The following is a 19,406-nucleotide window of genomic DNA, read 5'->3' on the forward strand; positions in this document are numbered from 1 at the left end:
ATCGCCCCCTGCCACAGGTAACTGATCAAGGAAAACGCCGGTTCCCGTTATTTCCGAGAACCGGCGTTTAGCTATCAGGGCTTCTTTTCCAGTGTCCGCTGGCGCAGCCAATGCGGGCAATGGGCGTGTAGCCTAGCGTTCGATGGCCAGCGCCACGCCCTGACCGCCGCCGATGCACAGGGTGGCCAGGCCCTTCCTGGCGTCGCGCTTGATCATCTCGTGCAGCAGGGTCACCAGAATCCGGCAGCCGGAGCCGCCGATCGGGTGGCCGAGGGCGATGGCACCGCCGTTGACGTTGACCTTGCTGGCGTCCCAGCCCAGTTCCTGGCCCACGGCCAGGGCCTGGGCGGCGAAGGCCTCGTTGGCTTCGATCAGGTCCAGCTCGTCGAGCTGCCAGCCGGCCTTGGTCAGGCAGCGCCGGGTGGCGCTGACCGGGCCGATGCCCATGATCGCCGGGTCGACGCCGGCGTTGGCGTAAGCAGCGATTTTCGCCAATACCGGCAGGCCGAGGGCCTCGGCTTTGGCGGCGCTCATCAGCAGCACCGCGGCGGCCCCGTCGTTGAGGCTGGAGGCGTTGCCGGCGGTGACGCTGCCGTCCTTCTTGAATGCGGGCTTCAGCTTGCCTAACGACTCGGCGGTGGTGCCGGCGCGGGGTTGTTCGTCGGTGGCGAAGGCGATGGGATCGCCCTTGCGCTGGGGGATCAGGATCGGAGTGATTTCATCGACGAAGCGCCCGGCTTCGATGGCGGCGCAGGCCTTCTGCTGCGAGGCCGCGGCGAAGGCATCCTGGGCTTCACGGCTGATACCGTACTTGTCCACCAGATTCTCGGCCGTGATGCCCATGTGGTAGTCGTTGAAGGCGTCCCACAGGCCGTCGACGATCATCGTGTCGAGCATCTGCGCGTGGCCCATGCGCAGACCGGTGCGGGCCTTGGGCAGGACATAGGGCGACAGGCTCATGTTCTCCATGCCGCCGGCGATCATCACCTCGGCATCGCCGCAGCGGATCGCCTGGGCGGCCAGATGCAGGGCCTTGAGGCCCGAGCCGCAGACCTTGTTCAGGGTCAGGGCCGGCACGGCGTGGGGCAGGCCGGCGAGAATCGCCGCCTGGCGCGCCGGGTTCTGCCCGCTGCCTGCGGTGAGTACCTGGCCGAGTATCACTTCGTCGACCTGCGCACCGTCCAGGCCGGTTTGCGCCAGCAGCTGACGGATCACCGCCGCGCCCAGTTCGGGGGCGGGGATGCTCGCCAGCGAACCCTGGAAGCTGCCGGTGGCGGTACGGGTAGCGGCGACTATGACGACGTCTTGCATAGGGCGATCCTCATCTGGGGCGCGGCGGGCCGCGAAAGGCCGCTATGTTGGCACAGAGACTTTGCCTGCGGCCAGCACGCGAACTGACCGGTCAGCCGCCTGCTCAGCCGCCTGACGGCAGCTGCAGGCGCTTGCGCGCGCGGTGGATGGCACCGCTGCGCACGGCCCAGCGCAGCAGCGGGGCCAGGCTGTGGACGCCGCCCCGAATCAGGCGGCTGCGCAGCGGGCTGATCTGCTGGCCGAGCATCTCCTGCGCCCAATCCGGCAGCAGGTCGATACCGGCCTGCAGCAACAGCCTGGCCGCTGGTGCGGCGAGGGCGCTGGGGGCAGGGGCACCCCGCAGGATGCGCAGAATTTCCAGGGAGCGCTCATCGCAGAGCAGCTCCGGGCGCACAGCCGTCAGGTAGGCAGCGACCTCGGCCCGTGAGCGCGGCACCTCGGTCGCACCCAGGCGTTCGGCGATCAGGGCGATTTCCCCGTAGTAACGATCCTGATCCGCGCCGGACAGCTGTGGGTTGCGGTAGCGCAGATGGGCCTGGAGAAAACTGTACACCTCGGCCACATGCACCCAGGTCAGCAGTTTCGGGTCGCTGGCGGCATAGGCGCGGCCATCCGGAGCGGTGCCGCTGACCTTGAGGTGGATGGTCTTGACCCGCTCCATCAGCCAGTCGGCGTCGGCGCGCGCGCCGTAGGTGGTGCCGGAAATAAACTGTCCGGTGCGGCGCAGGCGGCCGAGCAGGTCTTCACGGAAATTCGAGTGGTCCCACACGCCAGCCAATGCCAGCGGATGCAGGGCTTGCAGGAGCAGGGCGCTGATGCCGCCGATCAGCATGCTGGTGAAGTCGCCGTGCACCTGCCAGCTCACCGAATCCGGGCCGAACAGGCCAGGGTCGCCCTGAGGCTTTTCGAAGTCGATCTGGCCGAGGGCGATGCCGCTGAGGCTCAGTACCTGGCTTTCGATCCGGCGGCGAAGAAATTCCATGGGGGGCAGAAACTCGGCAAATGGGTAGGTTGGGGCGGGCGGCGTTGCGCTGAGCGCAGCGAAGCCCAACGAGCGGAATGCCAGGCGATGTTGCCGTCCAGTCAAGCCACTCGTCGGGCGTCGGTGCTAGCGGCCTACCGGTTCAGCCGCTGCTCGATCAGGCTGTCCACTACGCTGGGGTCGGCCAGGGTCGAGATATCGCCAAGGGTATCCAGCTCGTTGCAGGCGATCTTGCGCAGGATACGCCGCATGATCTTGCCCGAGCGGGTCTTGGGCAGGCCCGGTGCCCACTGAATCAGCTCGGGTCTGGCGAAGCCGCCAATCTCCTTGCCGACCAGGGCCAGCAGCTCTTTCTTCAGCGCCTCGTTGACCTCCACGCCGTTCATCGGGGTGACAAAGGCATAGATGCCCTGGCCCTTAAGGTCATGGGGGTAGCCGACCACCGCCGCTTCGGCGACCGCGTCGTGCAGCACCAGGGCGCTTTCCACTTCGGCGGTGCCGATGCGGTGGCCGGAGACGTTGATCACGTCGTCGACCCGCCCGGTGATCCAGTAGTAACCGTCCTCGTCGCGGCGCGCGCCGTCGCCGCTGAAGTAGTAGCCGGGGTAGGGCTTGAGGTAGGTGTCGATCATCCGTTGATGATCGCCGTAGACGCTGCGGATCTGGCTCGGCCAGCTGTCCTTGATCGCCAGCACGCCTGAACCTGGGCCGTCGATTTCCTTGCCCTGTTCATCCAGCAGCACCGGCTGTACGCCGAAGAACGGGCGGGTCGCCGAGCCGGGTTTGAGGTCGGTGGCACCGGGCAGCGGGGTGATCAGGATTGCACCCGTCTCGGTCTGCCACCAGGTGTCGACGATGGGGCAGCGGCGTTCGCCGACCACGTTGTAATACCACTCCCAGGCTTCCGGGTTGATCGGTTCGCCCACCGAGCCGAGCAGGCGCAGGCTGGCCCGCGAGGTGCTCTTGACCGGGCCTTCGCCTTCGCGCATCAGGGCGCGCAGGGCGGTGGGGGCGGTGTAGAAGATATTCACCTGATGCTTGTCGATCACCTGCCAGAAGCGTGAGGCGTCCGGGTAGTTCGGCACGCCTTCGAACACCAGGCTGGTGGCCCCGTTGGCCAGCGGACCGTAGACGATATAGCTGTGGCCGGTGACCCAGCCGACATCGGCGGTGCACCAGTAGATATCGCCTTCGTGGTAGTCGAACACGTACTTGTGGGTCATGGCGGCCATCAGCAGATAGCCGCCGGTGCTGTGCAGCACACCCTTGGGTTTACCGGTGGAGCCCGAGGTGTAGAGGATAAACAGCGGGTCCTCGGCGTCCATGGGTTCGGCCGGGCAGTCGCTGGAGGCTTCGTGCAGGGCCTTGTGGTACCAGATATCGCGGCCTTCGACCCAGTCGATCTCGCCCTGGGTGCGCTCGACCACCACCACCGTGGACACTGCCGGGCAGCTCTGCAGGGCCTTGTCGACGTTGCTCTTGAGCGCCACGTACTTGCCGCCGCGCACGCCTTCATCGGCGGTAATCACCGTGCGGCAGTCGGCATCCAGAATGCGGTCGCGCAGGGCGTCCGGGGAGAAGCCGCCGAATACCACCGAATGCACCGCGCCGATGCGCGTGCAGGCCAGCATGGCGTAGGTGGCCTCGGGGATCATCGGCATATAGATGCACACCCGATCGCCTTTTTTCACCCCACGGCTTTTCAGCACGTTGGCCAGGCGGCAGACATGGCTGTGCAGCTTGTTGTAGGTAATATTGGCCGATTCGCTGGGGTTGTCGCCTTCCCAGATCAGGGCGATCTGCTCGCCGCGGGTGGGCAGATGACGGTCGATGCAGTTGTAGCTGACATTCAGTTGCCCGCCCTTGAACCAGCTGCCCTGGCCGCTGAGCAGATCACCTTGCTGGATGCTGTCCCAGGGTTTGAACCAGTCGAGAAAGCTCTTCGCCTGCTCGGCCCAGAAGATATCCGGCTGCTCCACCGACTGGCGGTACAGGCGCTGGTAATCGTCGTCGTTGAGATGGGCGCGCTGGCGCATGGCGGCGGTGACGGGATGGCGGGTGATCTCGAACATGGCGGGTCCTTGTTGTTGTGTTCCGCGATACCCCCAAGGGTGCACCCAAGCGGGTGCTTGGTTCAAGTGCCAGTGCCGTGACCCGCCAAGGTCCGGCACCGGAGTGCAGCCGTCAGCCGCGATGACGCTCGCGGAAGTGGCGGATCAGTCCCTGGGTCGAGGCGTCGCTGGCCGGTTCGTCGAGCTGGCCGATGAGGCGCTGGTAGACACCCTTGCCCAGCTCCTTGCCCAGTTCCACGCCCCACTGGTCGAAGGCGTTGATGCCCCAGATGGCGCTCTGCACGAAGACCTTGTGCTCGTACAGGGCGATCAGTGCCCCCAGGTTATAAGGGGCCACGCGGGTCAGCACGAGGATATTGCTCGGGCGGTTGCCGGGAATTTCCTTGTGTGGGGCCAGGCGCTGCACTTCGGCCTCGTCGAGGCCCTTGGCGCGCAGCTCGGCCTCGGCCTCGGCGCGGGTCTTGCCGTGCATCAGGGCCTGGGCCTGGGACAGGCAGTTGGCGAACAGCCACTGGTGGTGATCGGCCAGGGGACTGAAGCTGTTGACCGGGACGATAAAGTCGGCCGGGATCAGCTGGGTGCCCTGGTGCAGCAGCTGGTGGTAGGCGTGCTGGCCGTTGCAGCCGACCCCGCCCCAGATCACCGGGCCGGTATTGAAGTCCACCGGGCTGCCGTCCTGGCGCACGCTCTTGCCGTTGGACTCCATGTCCAGCTGCTGCAGGTGCTTGGTGAAATTGCGCAGGTAATGGTCGTAGGGCAGGATCGCCTGGCTCTTGGCGTCCCAGAAATTGCCGTACCAGATGCCCAGCAGGGCCATCAGCACCGGCATGTTCTGCGCCAGCGGGGCCTGGGCGAAATGCTGATCCATGGCATAGGCCCCGGCCAGCAGCTCCTTGAAGTTGGAAATGCCGATGGCCAGGGCGATGGGCAGACCGATGGCCGACCACAGGGAGTAACGGCCGCCCACCCAGTCCCACATGGGGAAGATGTTCTCGGCCTTGATGCCGAACTCAATGGCGGCCTGCTGGTTGCTGGTGACCGCGATAAAGTGCTTGTGCAGCTCGGCTTCCGGGCCGCCCATGGCCAGGTACCAGTCGCGCGCCGCCAGGGTGTTCTTCAGGGTTTCGAGGGTGCCGAAGGACTTGGACGAGACGATAAACAGGGTGGTTTCCGGATTCAGCCGGGCGGTCAGATCACGGAATTCGCTGCCGTCGATATTGGCCAGGTAATGGCAGCGCACGCCGCGTTGGGTAAAGGGGCGCAGCGCCTCGGAAACCAGCTGCGGGCCTAGGAAGGAGCCGCCGATGCCGATATTCACCACCTCGGTGATGGGTTTTTCGCTATAGCCGCGCCACAGGCCGCTGTGGATGCGGCTGACCAGCTCGGTCATCTGGTTGAGGACCCGGTGCACCTGCGGGATCAGATCGACCCCATCCAGCTCCAGGCGCTTGCCGATGGGGCTGCGCAGGGCTGTGTGCAGGGCCGCGCGGCCTTCCGAGGCATTGACCCGCTCGCCATTGAACTGGGCCTTGATCGATTCGCTCAGGCCGGCCTGTTCGGCCAGCTGCACCAGCAGTTCCAGGGTCTTTTCGTTGGCCAGGTTCTTCGAGTAATCCAGCAGCAGGCCGCAGCTGCTCAGGGAAAAATGGTCAAAGCGTTGTGGGTCGTTGGCAAAGGCCTCGCGCATGCTGAAGTCGTTCATCTGCTCGCGGTGCTGGCGCAGCGCCTGCCAGGCGGGCAGCTGAGTGACGTCATGCGGTTGCTGGTAATAGGCCATTGGCGGTGGATTCCTTGTCGTGGTCTGTCGCGAAATGCAAAAGGCCCGGAACAATCCGGGCCTCGAGTGTAACTGGCTGGGGCGGGTGGCAGGCAACCGTCAGGCGTGCGGATTGCCCGCCGGACTCAGGCGCTGGGTTCCAGCTCGAGTGCCAGGTTGTCGATCAGCCGGGTGCTGCCGATAAAGGCCGCGACCAGAATCACCAGCTGGCGATCCTCGGCGCTGGCCGGGCGCAGGCTGTTCGACTCGCGGATTTCCAGGTAGTCGGGGCGGAAGCCGGCCGCGCTCTGCAGTTGCTGGGCCTGGGCGATCAGCCTGGGGTAGTCCCGCTCGCCAGCCTGGATGGCGCTGGCGATCTGTTCCAGGCTGCGATATAGGGTGGGGGCCGCGGCACGCTGTTCGGCGTTGAGGTAACCGTTGCGCGACGACAGCGCCAGGCCATCCTCGGCGCGTACCGTGGGCTCGCCGATGATCTGGATCGGCATATTCAGGTCGCGCACCAGGGTGCGGATCACCGCCAGTTGCTGGAAGTCCTTCTGGCCGAACACCGCCAGGTCCGGCTGGACCATATTGAACAGCTTGGTCACCACCGTGGCCACGCCTTCGAAATGCCCGGGGCGGCTGGCCCCGCACAGGCCTTCGGAGACACCGGCAACGCTGACCCGGGTCTGGCCTTCCAGGCCGTGGGGGTACATCTCCTCGACATCCGGGGTAAACAGCAGGTTGCAGCCGGCTTCGAAGAGTTTTTCCTGGTCGGCGACCAGGGTCCGCGGGTACTTGTCCAGATCTTCGCTGGGGCCGAACTGCAGCGGGTTGACGAAGATGCTGGCAACCACGAAATCGGCGCGCTGGGCGGCTTTGGCCACCAGGGCGGCATGGCCTGCGTGCAGGTTGCCCATGGTCGGCACGAAACCTATCTGTTTGCCCTCACTGCGGGCCTGGGCAATGGCGGCGCGCAACTCGCGCACGCTTTTAACTGTGTTCATGCAGAAAACCCGTGTTCGGCTGCTGGAAAACTCTGGTCCTTGACCGCTTTGACATAGGCGCTGAGGGCATGCTGGATGCTGCTCTGGCCGGCCATGAAATTCTTCACGAACTTGGGCGTGCGGCCGCTCAGGGACAGCCCGAGCATATCGTGCAGTACCAGCACCTGGCCGTCGGTTGCGCCGCCGGCACCGATGCCGATCACCGGAATCTTCACCGCCTGGCTGATTTCCGCGGCCAGCTCGCTGGGTACGCATTCGAGCAGCAGCATGGCCGCGCCGGCCTGCTCCAGGGCCATGGCATCGGCGCGCATCTGCCGTGCCTGGGCTTCCTGGCGCCCCTGGACCTTGTAACCACCGAGGATATTCACCGCCTGTGGCGTCAGCCCCAGGTGCGCGCACACTGGCACGCCGCGCTCGGCCAGCTGGCGAATCGGTTCGGCCAGCCAGGCCGCGCCTTCGAGCTTGACCATATGGGCACCGGCCTGCATCAGTGCGGCGCAGTTGTTCAGGGCCTGCTCAGTGGTGGCATAGGCCATAAAGGGCAGGTCGGCGAGGATCAGTGCACCCCGATTGCCGCGTTTGACGCAGGCGGTGTGGTAGGCCATATCGCTCACGCTGACCGGCAGGGTGCTGTCATGGCCCTGCAGGACCATACCCAGGGAGTCGCCCACCAGCAGTACATCGACCCCGGCCTCACAGGCTGCCTGGGCGAAGGTGGCGTCATAGCAGGTCAACATGGCGATTTTCTCGCCGCTCTGCTTGAGGCTGTGCAGGGTGGTCAGGGTTACATCAGGCATGAAAACTGTCCTCACTCAGGCGTTCAGTCGGCAGTCGTACTGCCTCAAGTTGGCCTGCATTGGCCTCGAATTGCACCGGTGCGGGGCAACGGGACGCCTATAGTCCTGATGGGGCGGCTGGAAGTCAATTGCAGGTGTTACCGGCCTGTTACTGGCGTTACCGCCAATAAAGCACGTCGAGGGCCGGGGCTAGAGTGCTGGTGCGGGTCGTAGGATAGGTGAGAGCCCATCGATTGACCGCTGGGGTGTCACCCAGCCGGATGGGTGTCGTTGCGCTCAACCTGCGCGACCCGCCCCATCCTACGCAGGCTCAGGCAGCCGCTCGAGGCCTTCGAAGGGGCAAGCGGCGAGCAGCTCGTCAAGGCCGCGGCCGTCCGGCATGCGCAGCTGCGGGGCGATTTCCGCCAGGGGGTAGAGGACGAAGGCGCGGGCATGCATATGGTAGTGGGGTACGGTCAGGCGCGGTTCAGCCAGCCGATGTTCGCCGAACAGCAGGATATCCAGATCCAGGGTGCGCGGGCCCCAGCGTTCGGCCTTGCGCATGCGGCCCTGCTCCAGTTCGATGCGTTGCAGGGCGTCGAGCAGTTCCAGGGGCGCGAGTTCGGTGTCCAGTGCGGCCACGGCATTGACGTAGCGCGGCTGGTCAGCCGGGCCCAGCGGGTCGCTTGCATAAAAAGAAGACTGCGTCGCCAGGCTCGTCTGCGGCAGGGCTGCGAGCGCCGCCAGGGCGCTGCGCAGTTGTGCGAGTGGATCGGCCAGGTTGCTGCCCAGGCCGATATAGACCCGTTCCATTAGCGTGAAAGTCGCGTAGACGGGCACGCCACACGGGCTTTTATGATTCGACAGGTCACTTGTGCGGCCTCGTCATTCGCCAGTGCTGGGGCTGCTGCCGTCGGCGGCCGGACTGCGTTTGCGCTTGCTACCGCTGCGCTTGCGCTTGCGCGGTGCGCCGGGGCCGTCGTCCTTGCTGCTGAGGTCGCGGATCATGCCGCGGCGCTCGCTGTCGCTGGCGTCCTGGTAGAGGGTCCACCAGTCACCGAGGCCATCGGTTTCTTCGCCGGCGCTTTCGCGCAGCAGGAGGAAATCGTAGCCGGCGCGGAAGCGCGGGTTTTCCAGGAGCATATCGGCGCGTTTGCCGCTGCGCCGTGGCAGGCGCTCCTGCATATCCCAGATCTCGCGGATCGGCAGGGTGAAACGTTTGGGCACAGCGATGCGCAGGCACTGTTCGCTGATCAGCTCATGGGCGGCTTCCTGCATCGCCGGGATCGGCGGCATGCCGCGATCCTGCAGTTTGATCACCCGGGCCGGCAGCGCAGGCCAGAGCAGGGCGGCAAAGAGGAAGGCCGGGGTAACGGTCTTGCCTTGCTGAATGCGCAGGTCGGTGTTGCTCAGGGCGTTGCGGATCAGCTGGTCGGTGTAATCCGGGTTGTGCTTGAGGGCCGCGGCGCTGGCCGGGAACAGCTCGCCAAACAGGCCGTAGTCCACCAGCAGTTCATAGGTGTAGACCGCGTAACCGGCGAGGAACAGCTTGAGCACTTCCTCGAACAGGCGTGCGGCGGGAATTTCCCGCAGCATGGGAGCCAGCTTGTAGATGGGCGCGGCGCTGTGTTTCTCGATGTCGAAATCCAGCTTGGCGGCGAAACGCACCGCCCGCAGCATGCGCACCGGGTCTTCCTGGTAGCGCTTGGTTGGATCGCCGATCAGGCGGATCAGGTGGTTGCGGATGTCGTGCACGCCATTGGCGTAATCGAGAATGCGCTCGGTGCTGGGATCGTAATACAGCGCATTGATGGTGAAGTCGCGGCGCTGGGCGTCGTCTTCCAGGCTGCCGTAAATGTTGTCGCGCAGGATGCGGCCGCTTTCGTTGCGCGAGGACAGGTTGCTGTTCTCTTCTTCATCGCCTTCGGGGTGATTGGCGCGGAAGGTGGCGACTTCGATGATCTCGCGGCCGAAGTGCACGTGCACCAGCTTGAAACGGCGGCCGATTACCCGCGCGTTACGGAACTCGGCGCGTACCTGTTCGGGCGTGGCGCTGGTGGCGACGTCGAAATCCTTGGGATCGATATCCAGCAGCAGGTCGCGCACGCAGCCACCGACCAGATAGGCCTGATAGCCGGCCTGTTGCAGACGTTCGACCACGCTGGTGGCATAGCGACTGATTTCCCTGCGCTCGATAGGGTGCTGGCTGCTGCTTAGCACTTCAGGGGTGCTATGCGAGTGTTTGCCGCGGCGCAGAGGTGAACGAAAGGACTTGAACAGCTTTTTCAGCATGGGAGGCACTGTTTGACTAAATGACTGGCCAGAGTATATGCCGGCCGCAGGAATGGCGCGGATTCTAGCATTGAGTCGGGGGAGGGTGTAGGAGAGTCGAGGGATTGCTGCAGGAAAGGCGGTGAGCTTGGCAAAATGCGGAAGCTACTGGGGGAGCCGAAGCTCCCCCCCAAATTGGTGCGTGCTCTGTTTTTATTATTATGGCGGGCTAGTTGTTTTTGTTGGTTTACCCGTTCCATCCAGTCAGTGACTTTTGGAAAACCTCCCAGGCTGGGGGTCAAGAGCAAACGGATTTCTTTGGATGCTGACGCTACCCTGATCACATCGTGACCTAACCAGTTCAGGCACTGCCTTATGACAGTTTTATTGTTCTCGGCCTGGTTATGGGGCAAGCCCCAAAGGCAATTCCTTTCCAAAAGAATCAGTTAGCTGCGCCTCCGCGTTGTTGTTCTTATTGTGCTGGAGTCGGTATGTCTTATTTTTATTAGGGTGGTGCGTGCTTGTTATTGTTCTTGTACCAGCAATAAAGCAGAACCCGTGCCAGTTTTTGAAATCCCTTTAAAAACAAGGAGTTGCGATTTTTGTGTGTGATTGGTGGGGCTAAAAAAGCCGGGTTCTCGTTACCGTAAGACCCGGCTTTTGTTACTAGGTGTTGAGGAGGTAACAGGCTGGGGAACCTCGCGCACAGTGATTTGTCACCCTGCGCGAGCGGTTTAGCCTGCGGCGGCCCCCGAGGCTTTACGCCGGGGGATGCCCAGGCGCTGGCGGCGTTCCCACAGGCACTTGCGGCTGATGCCGAGCTTGCGCGCCAGTTCGGTCTCGGTCATATGGTCCTGGTGTTCGAGGACGAAGTGCTGGAAGTAGTCCTCCAGGGACAGGTCTTCGGTCGGCTCGCTGGGTTCGTGACCCAGGCCGCTGGCCTGGACGGGCAGGCCGGTGAAGTCGTCTTCCAGATCGTCCAGCTCGATATCGATGCCCAGCAGTTCGGCCGAAATGCTGCTGCCCTCGCAGAGAATCACCGCGCGCTCGATGGCATTTTCCAGTTCGCGCACGTTACCCGGCCAGGGGTAGTGACGGATCGCCTGTTCGGCATCGATGGCAAAGCTCAGGTCGTTGCGGCCCTGACGGTTGCACTGACGGATCAGGAAGGCGCGGGCGATCTCGATCACGTCGGCCCCGCGTTCGCGCAGGGGTGGCAGCTTGAGGGCGATCACGTGCAGGCGGTAGTACAGGTCTTCGCGGAACTGGCCGATCTTGGCCAGACTCTTGAGGTCGCGGTGGGTGGCGGCGATCAGGCGCACATCGACCTTCTGCGACTGCACCGAGCCGACCCGGCGAATCTCACCTTCCTGCAGTACGCGCAACAGTCGGGCCTGGGCTTCCAGAGGCAGCTCGCCGATTTCATCGAGGAACAATGTACCGCCGTCGGCAGCTTCCACCAGACCGGCACGGCCGGCGCTGGCCCCGGTAAAGGCTCCTTTCTCATGGCCGAACAGTTCCGACTCGATCAGGGTTTCCGGGATGGCGGCGCAGTTCACCGAGATCAGCGGGGCCTTGGCGCGCCGCGAGAGGTTGTGCAGGGCGCGGGCCACCAGCTCCTTGCCGGTGCCGGACTCGCCCTGGATCAGCACGTTGGAGTCGGTCGGCGCGACCTTGCGGATCTTGCTGTACATCTCCTGCATGGCCGGGCAGGAGCCGATAATGCCGATCTCGCCGTTGCTGTTGTCCACCGCCTTGTCGGCGCTGGCCCGTGGGCTGGCAGCAGGGGCGCTGGGGGCGTTCTTGGCCTGCTGGTGATCGCGCAGGATACGCGCCACGGCCTGGAGCATTTCGTCGTGGTCGAAGGGCTTGGCGATATAGTCCACCGCGCCCATCTTCATCGAGTCGACCGCCGAGCGCAGGCTGGCGTAGCTGGTCATGATCAGTACCGGGGTGCCCTGGCTGAGCTTGATCAGCTCGGTGCCGGGCGCGCCGGGCAGGCGCAGGTCGCTGACGATCAGGTCGAAGCCGGGAATGCTGAAGCGTTCCTGCGCCTCCTGCACCGAACCGGCTTCGCTGACCTGGTATTGGTTTCGTTCCAGCAGGCGACGCAAGGCAGAGCGGATAATGGTTTCGTCTTCGACGATCAAAATATGAGGCATCAATTCGGTCTCTCGACGGTCTCGGAAACCCTCACGGGGTCTTTCGACCTCGCCGGGGGGTTCTCTAGTAGCTGGTTTAGGTCGCTATGGACGTCGTCTCGACATGCCGCGGCAGGCTGACCCGGATACGGGTGCCACGTTGTCGCTCGGGGTCGGCCGGGCTGTCGATTGTTATTTGTCCATAATGCTCTTCCACGATCGAATAGACCAGTGCAAGGCCCAGGCCCGTACCTTCGCCCGGGTCCTTGGTGGTGAAGAAGGGCTCGAACAGACGGTCCATGATGGCCTTGGGAATGCCGCTGCCTTCGTCCTCGACGATCAGGTCGACGGTGTGCTCGAACGCTTCGCTCCTGACCCGGATCGCGCTGCCGGGTGGCGAGGCGTCGCGGGCGTTGGACAGCAGGTTGATCAGCACCTGAGCCAGGCGCTGGGAATCGCCGCAGGCCCAGTGCTCGGGATCGCAGAGATTGAAGAACTGCACCTCGATGCTGCGCTTGTTCAGCGACAGCAGGGCGATGGCGTCGCGCGCCACTTCGGCCAGGCACACTGGCTCTTCACTGTTCTGGTGGCTGCCGGAGTGGGCGAAGCTCATCAGCGACTGGACGATGCGCGACACGCGCTTGGTCTGTTCGATGATCTGCTGGCTGATCTCGGTCAGTTCGCCGTCGCCCTCGCGCTCCTCGCGCAGGTTCTGCGCCAGGCAGGCGATGCCGGTGATCGGGTTGCCGATTTCGTGGGCCACCCCGGCGGCCAGGCGACCGATGCTGGCCAGGCGCTCGGAGTGCACCAGCTTGTCTTCCAGCAGCTGGGTTTCGGTGAGGTCCTCGACCAGCAGCACCAGGCCGCTGTTGCCCTGCGCCAGGGGTTCGGCGATGGCCGCCTTGTGCAGGTTGAGCCAGCGGGTCTGGCCGTCGAGGGCCAGGCGCTGTTTGTGCAGGTGCTCGTCCGGCAGTTCGATAAAGCTCTGCAGCAGCTCGCGCCAGGGCTCGCCCAGGGTGCTCAGGCGCGAGCCGACCACGCGCTGGGCGGGGATTTCGGTGAGTTCTTCCATGGCCTTGTTCCACATCAGGATCTCCTGGTCCTTGGCCAGGGAGCAGACGCCCATGGGCAGTTCCTGCAGGGTCTGACGGTGGTAGCGGCGCAGGGTGTCGAGTTCGGCGGCCAGGCCCGTGAGGCGTGAGTGGTAATCCTCCAGGCGGCTCTCGATAAAGTGGATGTCTTCGGTGACATAGGTTTCGCTGCCGGCCTTATAAGGCAGAAAGGTTTCCACTATGTCCTGGGCCACGCTGGGGCCCATCAGTCCGGACAGGTTGGCCTCGAGGCGGTCGCGCAGGCGGCGCAGGGCATAGGGGCGGCCCTCATCGAAGGGCAGGTGCAAATCGCGCAGGGCCTGTTCCACTTCCCGCTGGGCGGTCTTCGCGCCCAGGGGCTTGGCCAGCTGGGCGGCGAATTCCTGCGGCGAGGCGGCCAGCAGCTCGCGCCGTTGCGGGCGGCGCACGTTGTCCACCGCGCAGGCTTCGGCGGCGCTCTTTTCTTCGTCGCTGGCTTCGCTGAACAGCGACACCAGGGTGAACACCAGCACGTTGGCCGCCAGCGAGGCGATGGCCGCCAGGTGCCAGCTGCTGTCGTCCAGTACATAGATGACGTTGAACCAGGGCAGGTAGAAACCCTGCAGGTTGCCGAGCATCGGCAGCAGCATGCTCACCACCCACACGCCGATGCCAGCCAGCAGCCCGGCGATAAAGCCGCGGCGGTTGGCGGTGGGCCAGTACAGCACCGAGAGCACGCCGGGGAGGAACTGCAGGGTGGCGACGAAGGCGACGATGCCGAGGTTGGCCAGGTCCTGCTCGGCCCCCAGTAATAGATAGAAGCCGTAGCCGGCCATGATGATCATCAGGATCAGCGCGCGGCGGGTCCACTTCAGCCAGCGGTAGATATTGCCTTCTGCCGGCGGCTGATACAGCGGCAGCACCACATGGTTGAGGACCATGCCCGAGAGCGCCAGGGTGGTGACGATGATCAGCCCGCTGGAGGCCGACAGGCCGCCGACATAGGCGATCAGCGCCAGGGTCTGGCTGTTGACCGCGATGCCCACGCCGAGGGTGAAGTATTCCGGGTTGGTGGTGGCCCCCAGCTTGAGACCGGCCCAGAGGATCAAGGGCACCGCCAGGCTCATCAGCAGCAGGAACAGCGGCAGGCCCCAGCTGGCGCTGACCATGGCGCGCGGGTTGAGGTTCTCGGTAAAGGTCATGTGGTACATGTGCGGCATGACGATGGCCGAGGCGAAGAACACCAGCAGCAGGGTGCGCCAGGGGCCTTCCTGCAACGGGGTATGCATGCTGGTCAGCGAAGCCTGGTTCTGCACCAGCCAGGACTGCAGGTCCTGGGGACCGTCGAATACGCCATACAGGGCATACAGGCCGATGATGCTGATGGCGGTGAGCTTGACCACCGACTCGAAGGCGATGGCGAACACCAGGCCTTCGTGTTTCTCGCGGGTGGCGATATGGCGGGCACCGAACAGAATGGTAAACAGGATGATCAGCCCGCAATAGGCCATGGCCACGCGTTCCTGCACCGGCTCGCGGGTGAGGATGCCGATGGAATCGGCCACCGCCTGGATCTGCAGGGCCAGCAGCGGCAGCACGCCGATCAGCATAAACACCGTGGTCAGCGCCCCGGCCCAGGTGCTGCGAAAACGGAAGGCGAACAGGTCGGCCAGGGATGACAGCTGGTAGGTGCGGGTGATACGCAGAATCGGATAGAGCAGCACCGGGGCCAGCAGAAAGGCACCCGACACCCCCAGGTAGCTGGCGAGAAAGCCATAGCCGTACTGGTAGGCCAGGCCCACCGTGCCGTAGAAGGCCCAGGCGCTGGCATAGACGCCGAGGGAGAGGATATAGGTCAGCGGGTGGCGGATGATCCAGCGCGGGATCAGACCGTGTTCGCTGACCCAGGCCACGCCGAACAGGACCAGCAGATAGGCGGCGCTGATCAGGATCAGCTGGCTCAGGCTAAAGCTCGTCAGCATCGGGTCGGCTCTGCGAATAAAGGTGAAGTGCGGTCACGCCGCAGCAGTTCAGAGTTCATCGGCATCGCGTTGGCTCTGAAGAATAAAGGTCACGACTATCAGAATCAGCCACAGCAGATAGGGCCGGTACCAGGCTCCATTGGGGTCGATCCACCAGTCCATGATGGCCGGGGAAAACAGGTAGATCCCCACCACCAGGATCAGCACCAATCGGTAGATATACATGCTGCATCTCGTCTCGGAAGTGCGCCGATGGTAACGGATGCGCGCGCCTCTGCGTAGGCGGCCGATGGTTTGGTGGCGGGCGAGTCTTGGTTTTCATATCTAGTTGGTGCTGTGGTTCCACTTTAGTAAGAAGAAAGCGGAGGCCTTCCTACAACGCGATTGCTGAGTCACCACCGACTATATGGCTTGGCTTGGCTTGGGGCTTGTGGGGTGGGCTCTGGCATCCTGCTTCGCGCTACCCCTGCATCCATGCAGTCGTAGCTGCGACCGCCATTCGCCGCCAAAGCGGGTCGCCGCCCGGCACCTCCCATGGTTTTGCAGATGCCATGGGGGCAATGTGCGACCTTTTTTCGTGCGCCGCAGCAGGCATGGGGCATGCCTGGCCCTGTTATGGTGCACCTGCGTGACACCGGGGCGCGGCAAGCCCCGCAGCCGCTGGCCTGAGCCACTGGCATAAGTCTTGCGCTGCCTGGTTATCGCCCAGGCTCGCAGGAGGCCCGCTGTGTCGATTCATATCGCCTTGCACCATGTCAGCCACTACCGCTACGACCGCGCGGTCAACCTCGGCCCGCAGGTCGTGCGCCTGCGCCCTGCACCGCACAGCCGTACCCGGGTGCTGTCCTACGCCTTGAAGGTCGAGCCGGGCGAGCACTTTATCAACTGGCAGCAGGACCCCCAGGGCAATTACCTGGCGCGCCTGGTGTTCCCGGAAAAGACCCGCGAGCTGAAGATCGAGGTCGATCTGGTCGCCGAAATGGCGGTGTTCAACCCCTTCGATTTCTTCCTCGAACCCTACGCCGAGAAAATCCCCTTCGCCTATACCGAGGGCGAGCAGCTGGAGCTGGCTCCCTATCTGGTCAAGCTGCCGGCAGGCAAGCTATTTGCCGAGTACCTGGCCAGCATCGAGCTGACGCCACTGCCCAGCGTGGATTTTCTGGTGGCGCTGAATCAGCGTCTGTCCACCGATATCAGCTACCTGATCCGCCTGGAACCGGGTGTGCAAACCCCGGAAGAAAGTCTGGAGAAAGGCTCCGGTTCCTGCCGCGACTCGGCCTGGCTGCTGGTGCAGCTGTTCCGTCACCTGGGCCTGGCGGCGCGCTTTGTCTCCGGTTACCTGATCCAGTTGAAAGCCGATGTGAAATCCCTCGACGGCCCATCGGGCACCGAGGTGGATTTCACCGACCTGCACGCCTGGTGCGAGGTCTATCTGCCCGGTGCCGGCTGGATCGGCCTGGACCCCACCAGTGGGCTGTTTGCCGGTGAAGGCCATATTCCGCTGGCCTGCAGCCCGGAACCGTCCTCTGCCGCACCGATCAGCGGCGGCGTGGATGAATGCGAGTGCGAGTTCAGTCACGAAATGTGGGTCGAGCGTATCTGGGAAGCGCCGCGGGTTAGCAAACCCTACAGCGAGGCGCAGTGGCAGGCGATTGTCGGCCTCGGGCAGCAGATCGACGAAGACCTGCAAGAGCAGGACGTGCGCCTGACCATGGGCGGCGAGCCGACCTTTGTCGCCCTCGACTACCCCGACGATGCGGAGTGGAATACCGCCGCCCTGGGGCCGAACAAGCGCCGCCTGGCCACCGATCTGTTTCAGCGCCTGCGCGAACACTACGCGCCGAGCGCGCTGGTGCATTTCGGCCAGGGCAAGTGGTACCCCGGCGAGCAACTGCCGCGCTGGTCGCTGAATGCCTACTGGCGGCGGGACGGCGAGCCGATCTGGCAGAACCCGGCGCTGTATGCCGACGAGCAGCAGGACTACGGCGTCGATGCGGCCAAGGCCGCCGATTTTCTGCGTCTGCTGGCCGAGCGCCTGGGCGTGGATAGTCAATACTGCGTGCCGGCCTACGAGGACCGCTTCTATTACCTGTGGCGCGAACGCAAGCTGCCGATCAACGTCACCGCCGAAGACCCGCGCCTGGCCGACCCGCTGGAGCGCGAGCGCCTGCGCAAGGTGTTCGAGCAGGGCCTGGACAAGGTGGTCGGGCATATCCTGCCGCTGGCCCGGCATGCCAAGCAGCTGGGCTGGCAGAGCGGCAGCTGGTTCTTGCGTGACCAGCATTGCCGCTTGATTCCGGGCGATTCGGCGATGGGTTACCGGCTGCCGCTGGACTCGCAGCCCTGGGTCAGCGAAGCCGATTACCCCTACGTCACCCCGGAAGACCCGAGCCAGGTGTTCGCCCCGCTGCCCGCTGCGGCGCAGATCAAGCCGCAGTTGCGCGGCGTCTGGCCGGGCAGCCAGAACGGCGCGGGCAAGCGCCCGCTGCTCGGCCAGTCGGCCGCCGCGGTGGTGCGCACCGCCCTGTGCGCCGAGCCGCGCGACGGCAAGCTCTACCTGTTTATGCCGCCGCTGGTGCGCCTGGAGGATTATCTGGAGCTGGTGGCCGCCATCGAAGCCACCGCCGCCGAGCTGAAATGCCCGGTGCTGCTGGAAGGTTATGAGCCGCCGCTGGACCCGCGTCTGCAGTTCTTTCGGGTGACCCCGGACCCCGGCGTGATCGAGGTCAATATCCACCCGGCCGCCAGTTGGGATGAGCTGGTCGAACGCACCGAGTTTCTCTACGAGCAGGCCCGTGAGTGCCGCCTGAGTAGCGAGAAATTTATGATCGACGGCCGCCATACCGGTACGGGCGGCGGTAACCACTTCGTCCTCGGCGGCGCGACGCCGGCGGATTCGCCGTTTCTGCGTCGCCCGGATCTGCTGCGTAGCCTGATCAGTTACTGGCACAACCATCCGTCGCTGTCCTACCTGTTCAGCGGCCTGTTTATCGGCCCGACGTCCCAGGCACCGCGTATCGATGAGGCGCGCAACGATGCCCTGTACGAGCTGGAAATCGCCTTCGCACAGATGCCTGAAGTGGGTCGCGACTGTCAGCCCTGGCTGGTCGACCGCCTGCTGCGCAACCTGCTGGTGGACGTGACCGGTAACACCCATCGCGCCGAGTTCTGTATCGACAAGCTGTATTCGCCGGACTCGGCCTCCGGGCGTCTCGGCCTGCTGGAGCTGCGCGCCTTCGAGATGCCGCCCCATGCGCAGATGAGCCTGGCCCAGCAGCTGTTGATCCGCGCGCTGATCGCACGCTTCTGGCGCGAACCCTACAAACCGGCGCGGCTGGTGCGCTGGGGTACCGAACTGCATGACCGTTACCTGCTGCCGCACTTTATCGAGCAGGATTTTGCCGACGTGCTGCAGGAGCTCGACGGCTGCGGCTACCGCCTGCACAGCGAGTGGTTTGCCCCGCACTTCGAGTTCCGCTTCCCCAAGTCCGGCGATTTCAACGTCAAGGGCATCGAACTGGAGCTGCGTCAGGCCCTGGAGCCCTGGCATGTGCTGGGCGAGGAGGGCGGCGGTGGCGGCACGGTGCGTTATGTGGATTCTTCCCTGGAGCGCATGCAGGTCAAGCTCAGTGGCCTGCCGAGTGACCGCTATGTGCTGACCTGCAACGGCGTGCCGGTTCCGCTGCGGCCGACCGGCAAGGTTGGTGAGTTTGTCGGCGGCGTGCGCTTCCGCGCCTGGCAGCCGGCCAACTGCCTGCATCCGACCATTGAGGTGCATGCGCCGCTGGTCTTCGACCTGGTAGACAGCTGGATGAGTCGCTCTCTGGGCGGTTGCCAGTATCATGTCGCCCATCCCGGCGGGCGCAATTACGACAGCCTGCCGGTAAACGCCTATGAGGCCGAGAGTCGGCGTCTGGCGCGCTTCTTCCGTCTGGGCCACAGTCCGGGCAAGCGCCCGGCGCTGGCCCCGATCAATAATAATGAAATGCCCATGACCCTGGATCTGCGCCTGACCTAACCTGGGTCTAGTGCAGGAGC

The 19,406-nt window shown here is 64.5% G+C and carries 12 protein-coding genes; 1 reads left to right on the forward strand and 11 read right to left on the reverse strand.

Annotated features, from left to right (window positions below; genetic code table 11):
- Nucleotides 1–132: 132 nt before the first annotated feature.
- The 11 genes from WMW70_RS15855 to WMW70_RS15905 all read right to left on the reverse strand — a co-directional run bounded on the left by WMW70_RS15855 (nucleotide 133) and on the right by WMW70_RS15905 (nucleotide 15,593).
- Nucleotides 133–1,311: an acetyl-CoA C-acetyltransferase gene (locus WMW70_RS15855; protein ID WP_341438425.1), complete on the reverse strand. Its 1,179-nt coding sequence runs from the start codon at nucleotides 1,309–1,311 to the stop codon at nucleotides 133–135.
- A gap of 103 nt (nucleotides 1,312–1,414) precedes the next feature.
- Complete coding sequence (locus WMW70_RS15860) at nucleotides 1,415–2,293, reverse strand: oxygenase MpaB family protein (RefSeq protein WP_341438426.1); 879 nt, start codon at nucleotides 2,291–2,293, stop codon at nucleotides 1,415–1,417.
- A 134-nt stretch (nucleotides 2,294–2,427) separates the two neighbouring features.
- A complete protein-coding gene (gene acs, locus WMW70_RS15865; protein WP_341438427.1) occupies nucleotides 2,428–4,365 on the reverse strand; it encodes an acetate--CoA ligase in 1,938 nt (645 codons plus the stop codon).
- Between the two features lie 112 nt (nucleotides 4,366–4,477).
- The gene (gene pgi / locus WMW70_RS15870; RefSeq protein WP_341438428.1) at nucleotides 4,478–6,142 is read right to left on the reverse strand and encodes a glucose-6-phosphate isomerase; all 1,665 of its coding nucleotides are present in this window, start codon (nucleotides 6,140–6,142) and stop codon (nucleotides 4,478–4,480) included.
- A 125-nt stretch (nucleotides 6,143–6,267) separates the two neighbouring features.
- Nucleotides 6,268–7,128 carry a pantoate--beta-alanine ligase gene (gene panC / locus WMW70_RS15875; RefSeq protein WP_341438429.1) on the reverse strand — a complete coding sequence of 287 codons (861 nt, stop codon included), beginning with the start codon at nucleotides 7,126–7,128 and terminating at the stop codon, nucleotides 6,268–6,270.
- Nucleotides 7,125–7,925 carry a 3-methyl-2-oxobutanoate hydroxymethyltransferase gene (gene panB, locus WMW70_RS15880; protein ID WP_341438430.1) on the reverse strand — a complete coding sequence of 267 codons (801 nt, stop codon included), beginning with the start codon at nucleotides 7,923–7,925 and terminating at the stop codon, nucleotides 7,125–7,127. The genes panC and panB overlap by 4 nt, the downstream gene beginning before the upstream one ends.
- Nucleotides 7,926–8,225: 300 nt before the next feature.
- Nucleotides 8,226–8,717, reverse strand: coding sequence for a 2-amino-4-hydroxy-6-hydroxymethyldihydropteridine diphosphokinase (gene folK, locus WMW70_RS15885; protein ID WP_341438431.1), 492 nt, complete (start codon nucleotides 8,715–8,717; stop codon nucleotides 8,226–8,228).
- A 72-nt stretch (nucleotides 8,718–8,789) separates the two neighbouring features.
- Complete coding sequence (locus tag WMW70_RS15890; protein WP_341438432.1) at nucleotides 8,790–10,196, reverse strand: polynucleotide adenylyltransferase PcnB; 1,407 nt, start codon at nucleotides 10,194–10,196, stop codon at nucleotides 8,790–8,792.
- A gap of 713 nt (nucleotides 10,197–10,909) precedes the next feature.
- Nucleotides 10,910–12,337 (reverse strand): sigma-54-dependent transcriptional regulator, encoded by a 1,428-nt coding sequence (locus WMW70_RS15895; protein WP_341438433.1) that lies wholly within the window; start codon nucleotides 12,335–12,337, stop codon nucleotides 10,910–10,912.
- 76 nt (nucleotides 12,338–12,413) lie between these two features.
- Nucleotides 12,414–15,368, reverse strand: coding sequence for a sensor histidine kinase (locus WMW70_RS15900; RefSeq protein WP_341438434.1), 2,955 nt, complete (start codon nucleotides 15,366–15,368; stop codon nucleotides 12,414–12,416).
- A gap of 48 nt (nucleotides 15,369–15,416) precedes the next feature.
- The gene (locus tag WMW70_RS15905; RefSeq protein WP_003244646.1) at nucleotides 15,417–15,593 is read right to left on the reverse strand and encodes a hypothetical protein; all 177 of its coding nucleotides are present in this window, start codon (nucleotides 15,591–15,593) and stop codon (nucleotides 15,417–15,419) included.
- Nucleotides 15,594–16,095: 502 nt separating this feature from the next.
- On the opposite strand from WMW70_RS15905, the gene WMW70_RS15910 reads away from it, so the two are divergent.
- Entirely contained in the window at nucleotides 16,096–19,386 is a 3,291-nt protein-coding gene (locus WMW70_RS15910; protein WP_341438435.1) for a transglutaminase family protein, read from the forward strand.
- Nucleotides 19,387–19,406 lie beyond the last annotated feature (20 nt).

This window comes from Pseudomonas sp. XK-1, assembly GCF_038069885.1.
Lineage (GTDB): Bacteria > Pseudomonadota > Gammaproteobacteria > Pseudomonadales > Pseudomonadaceae > Aquipseudomonas.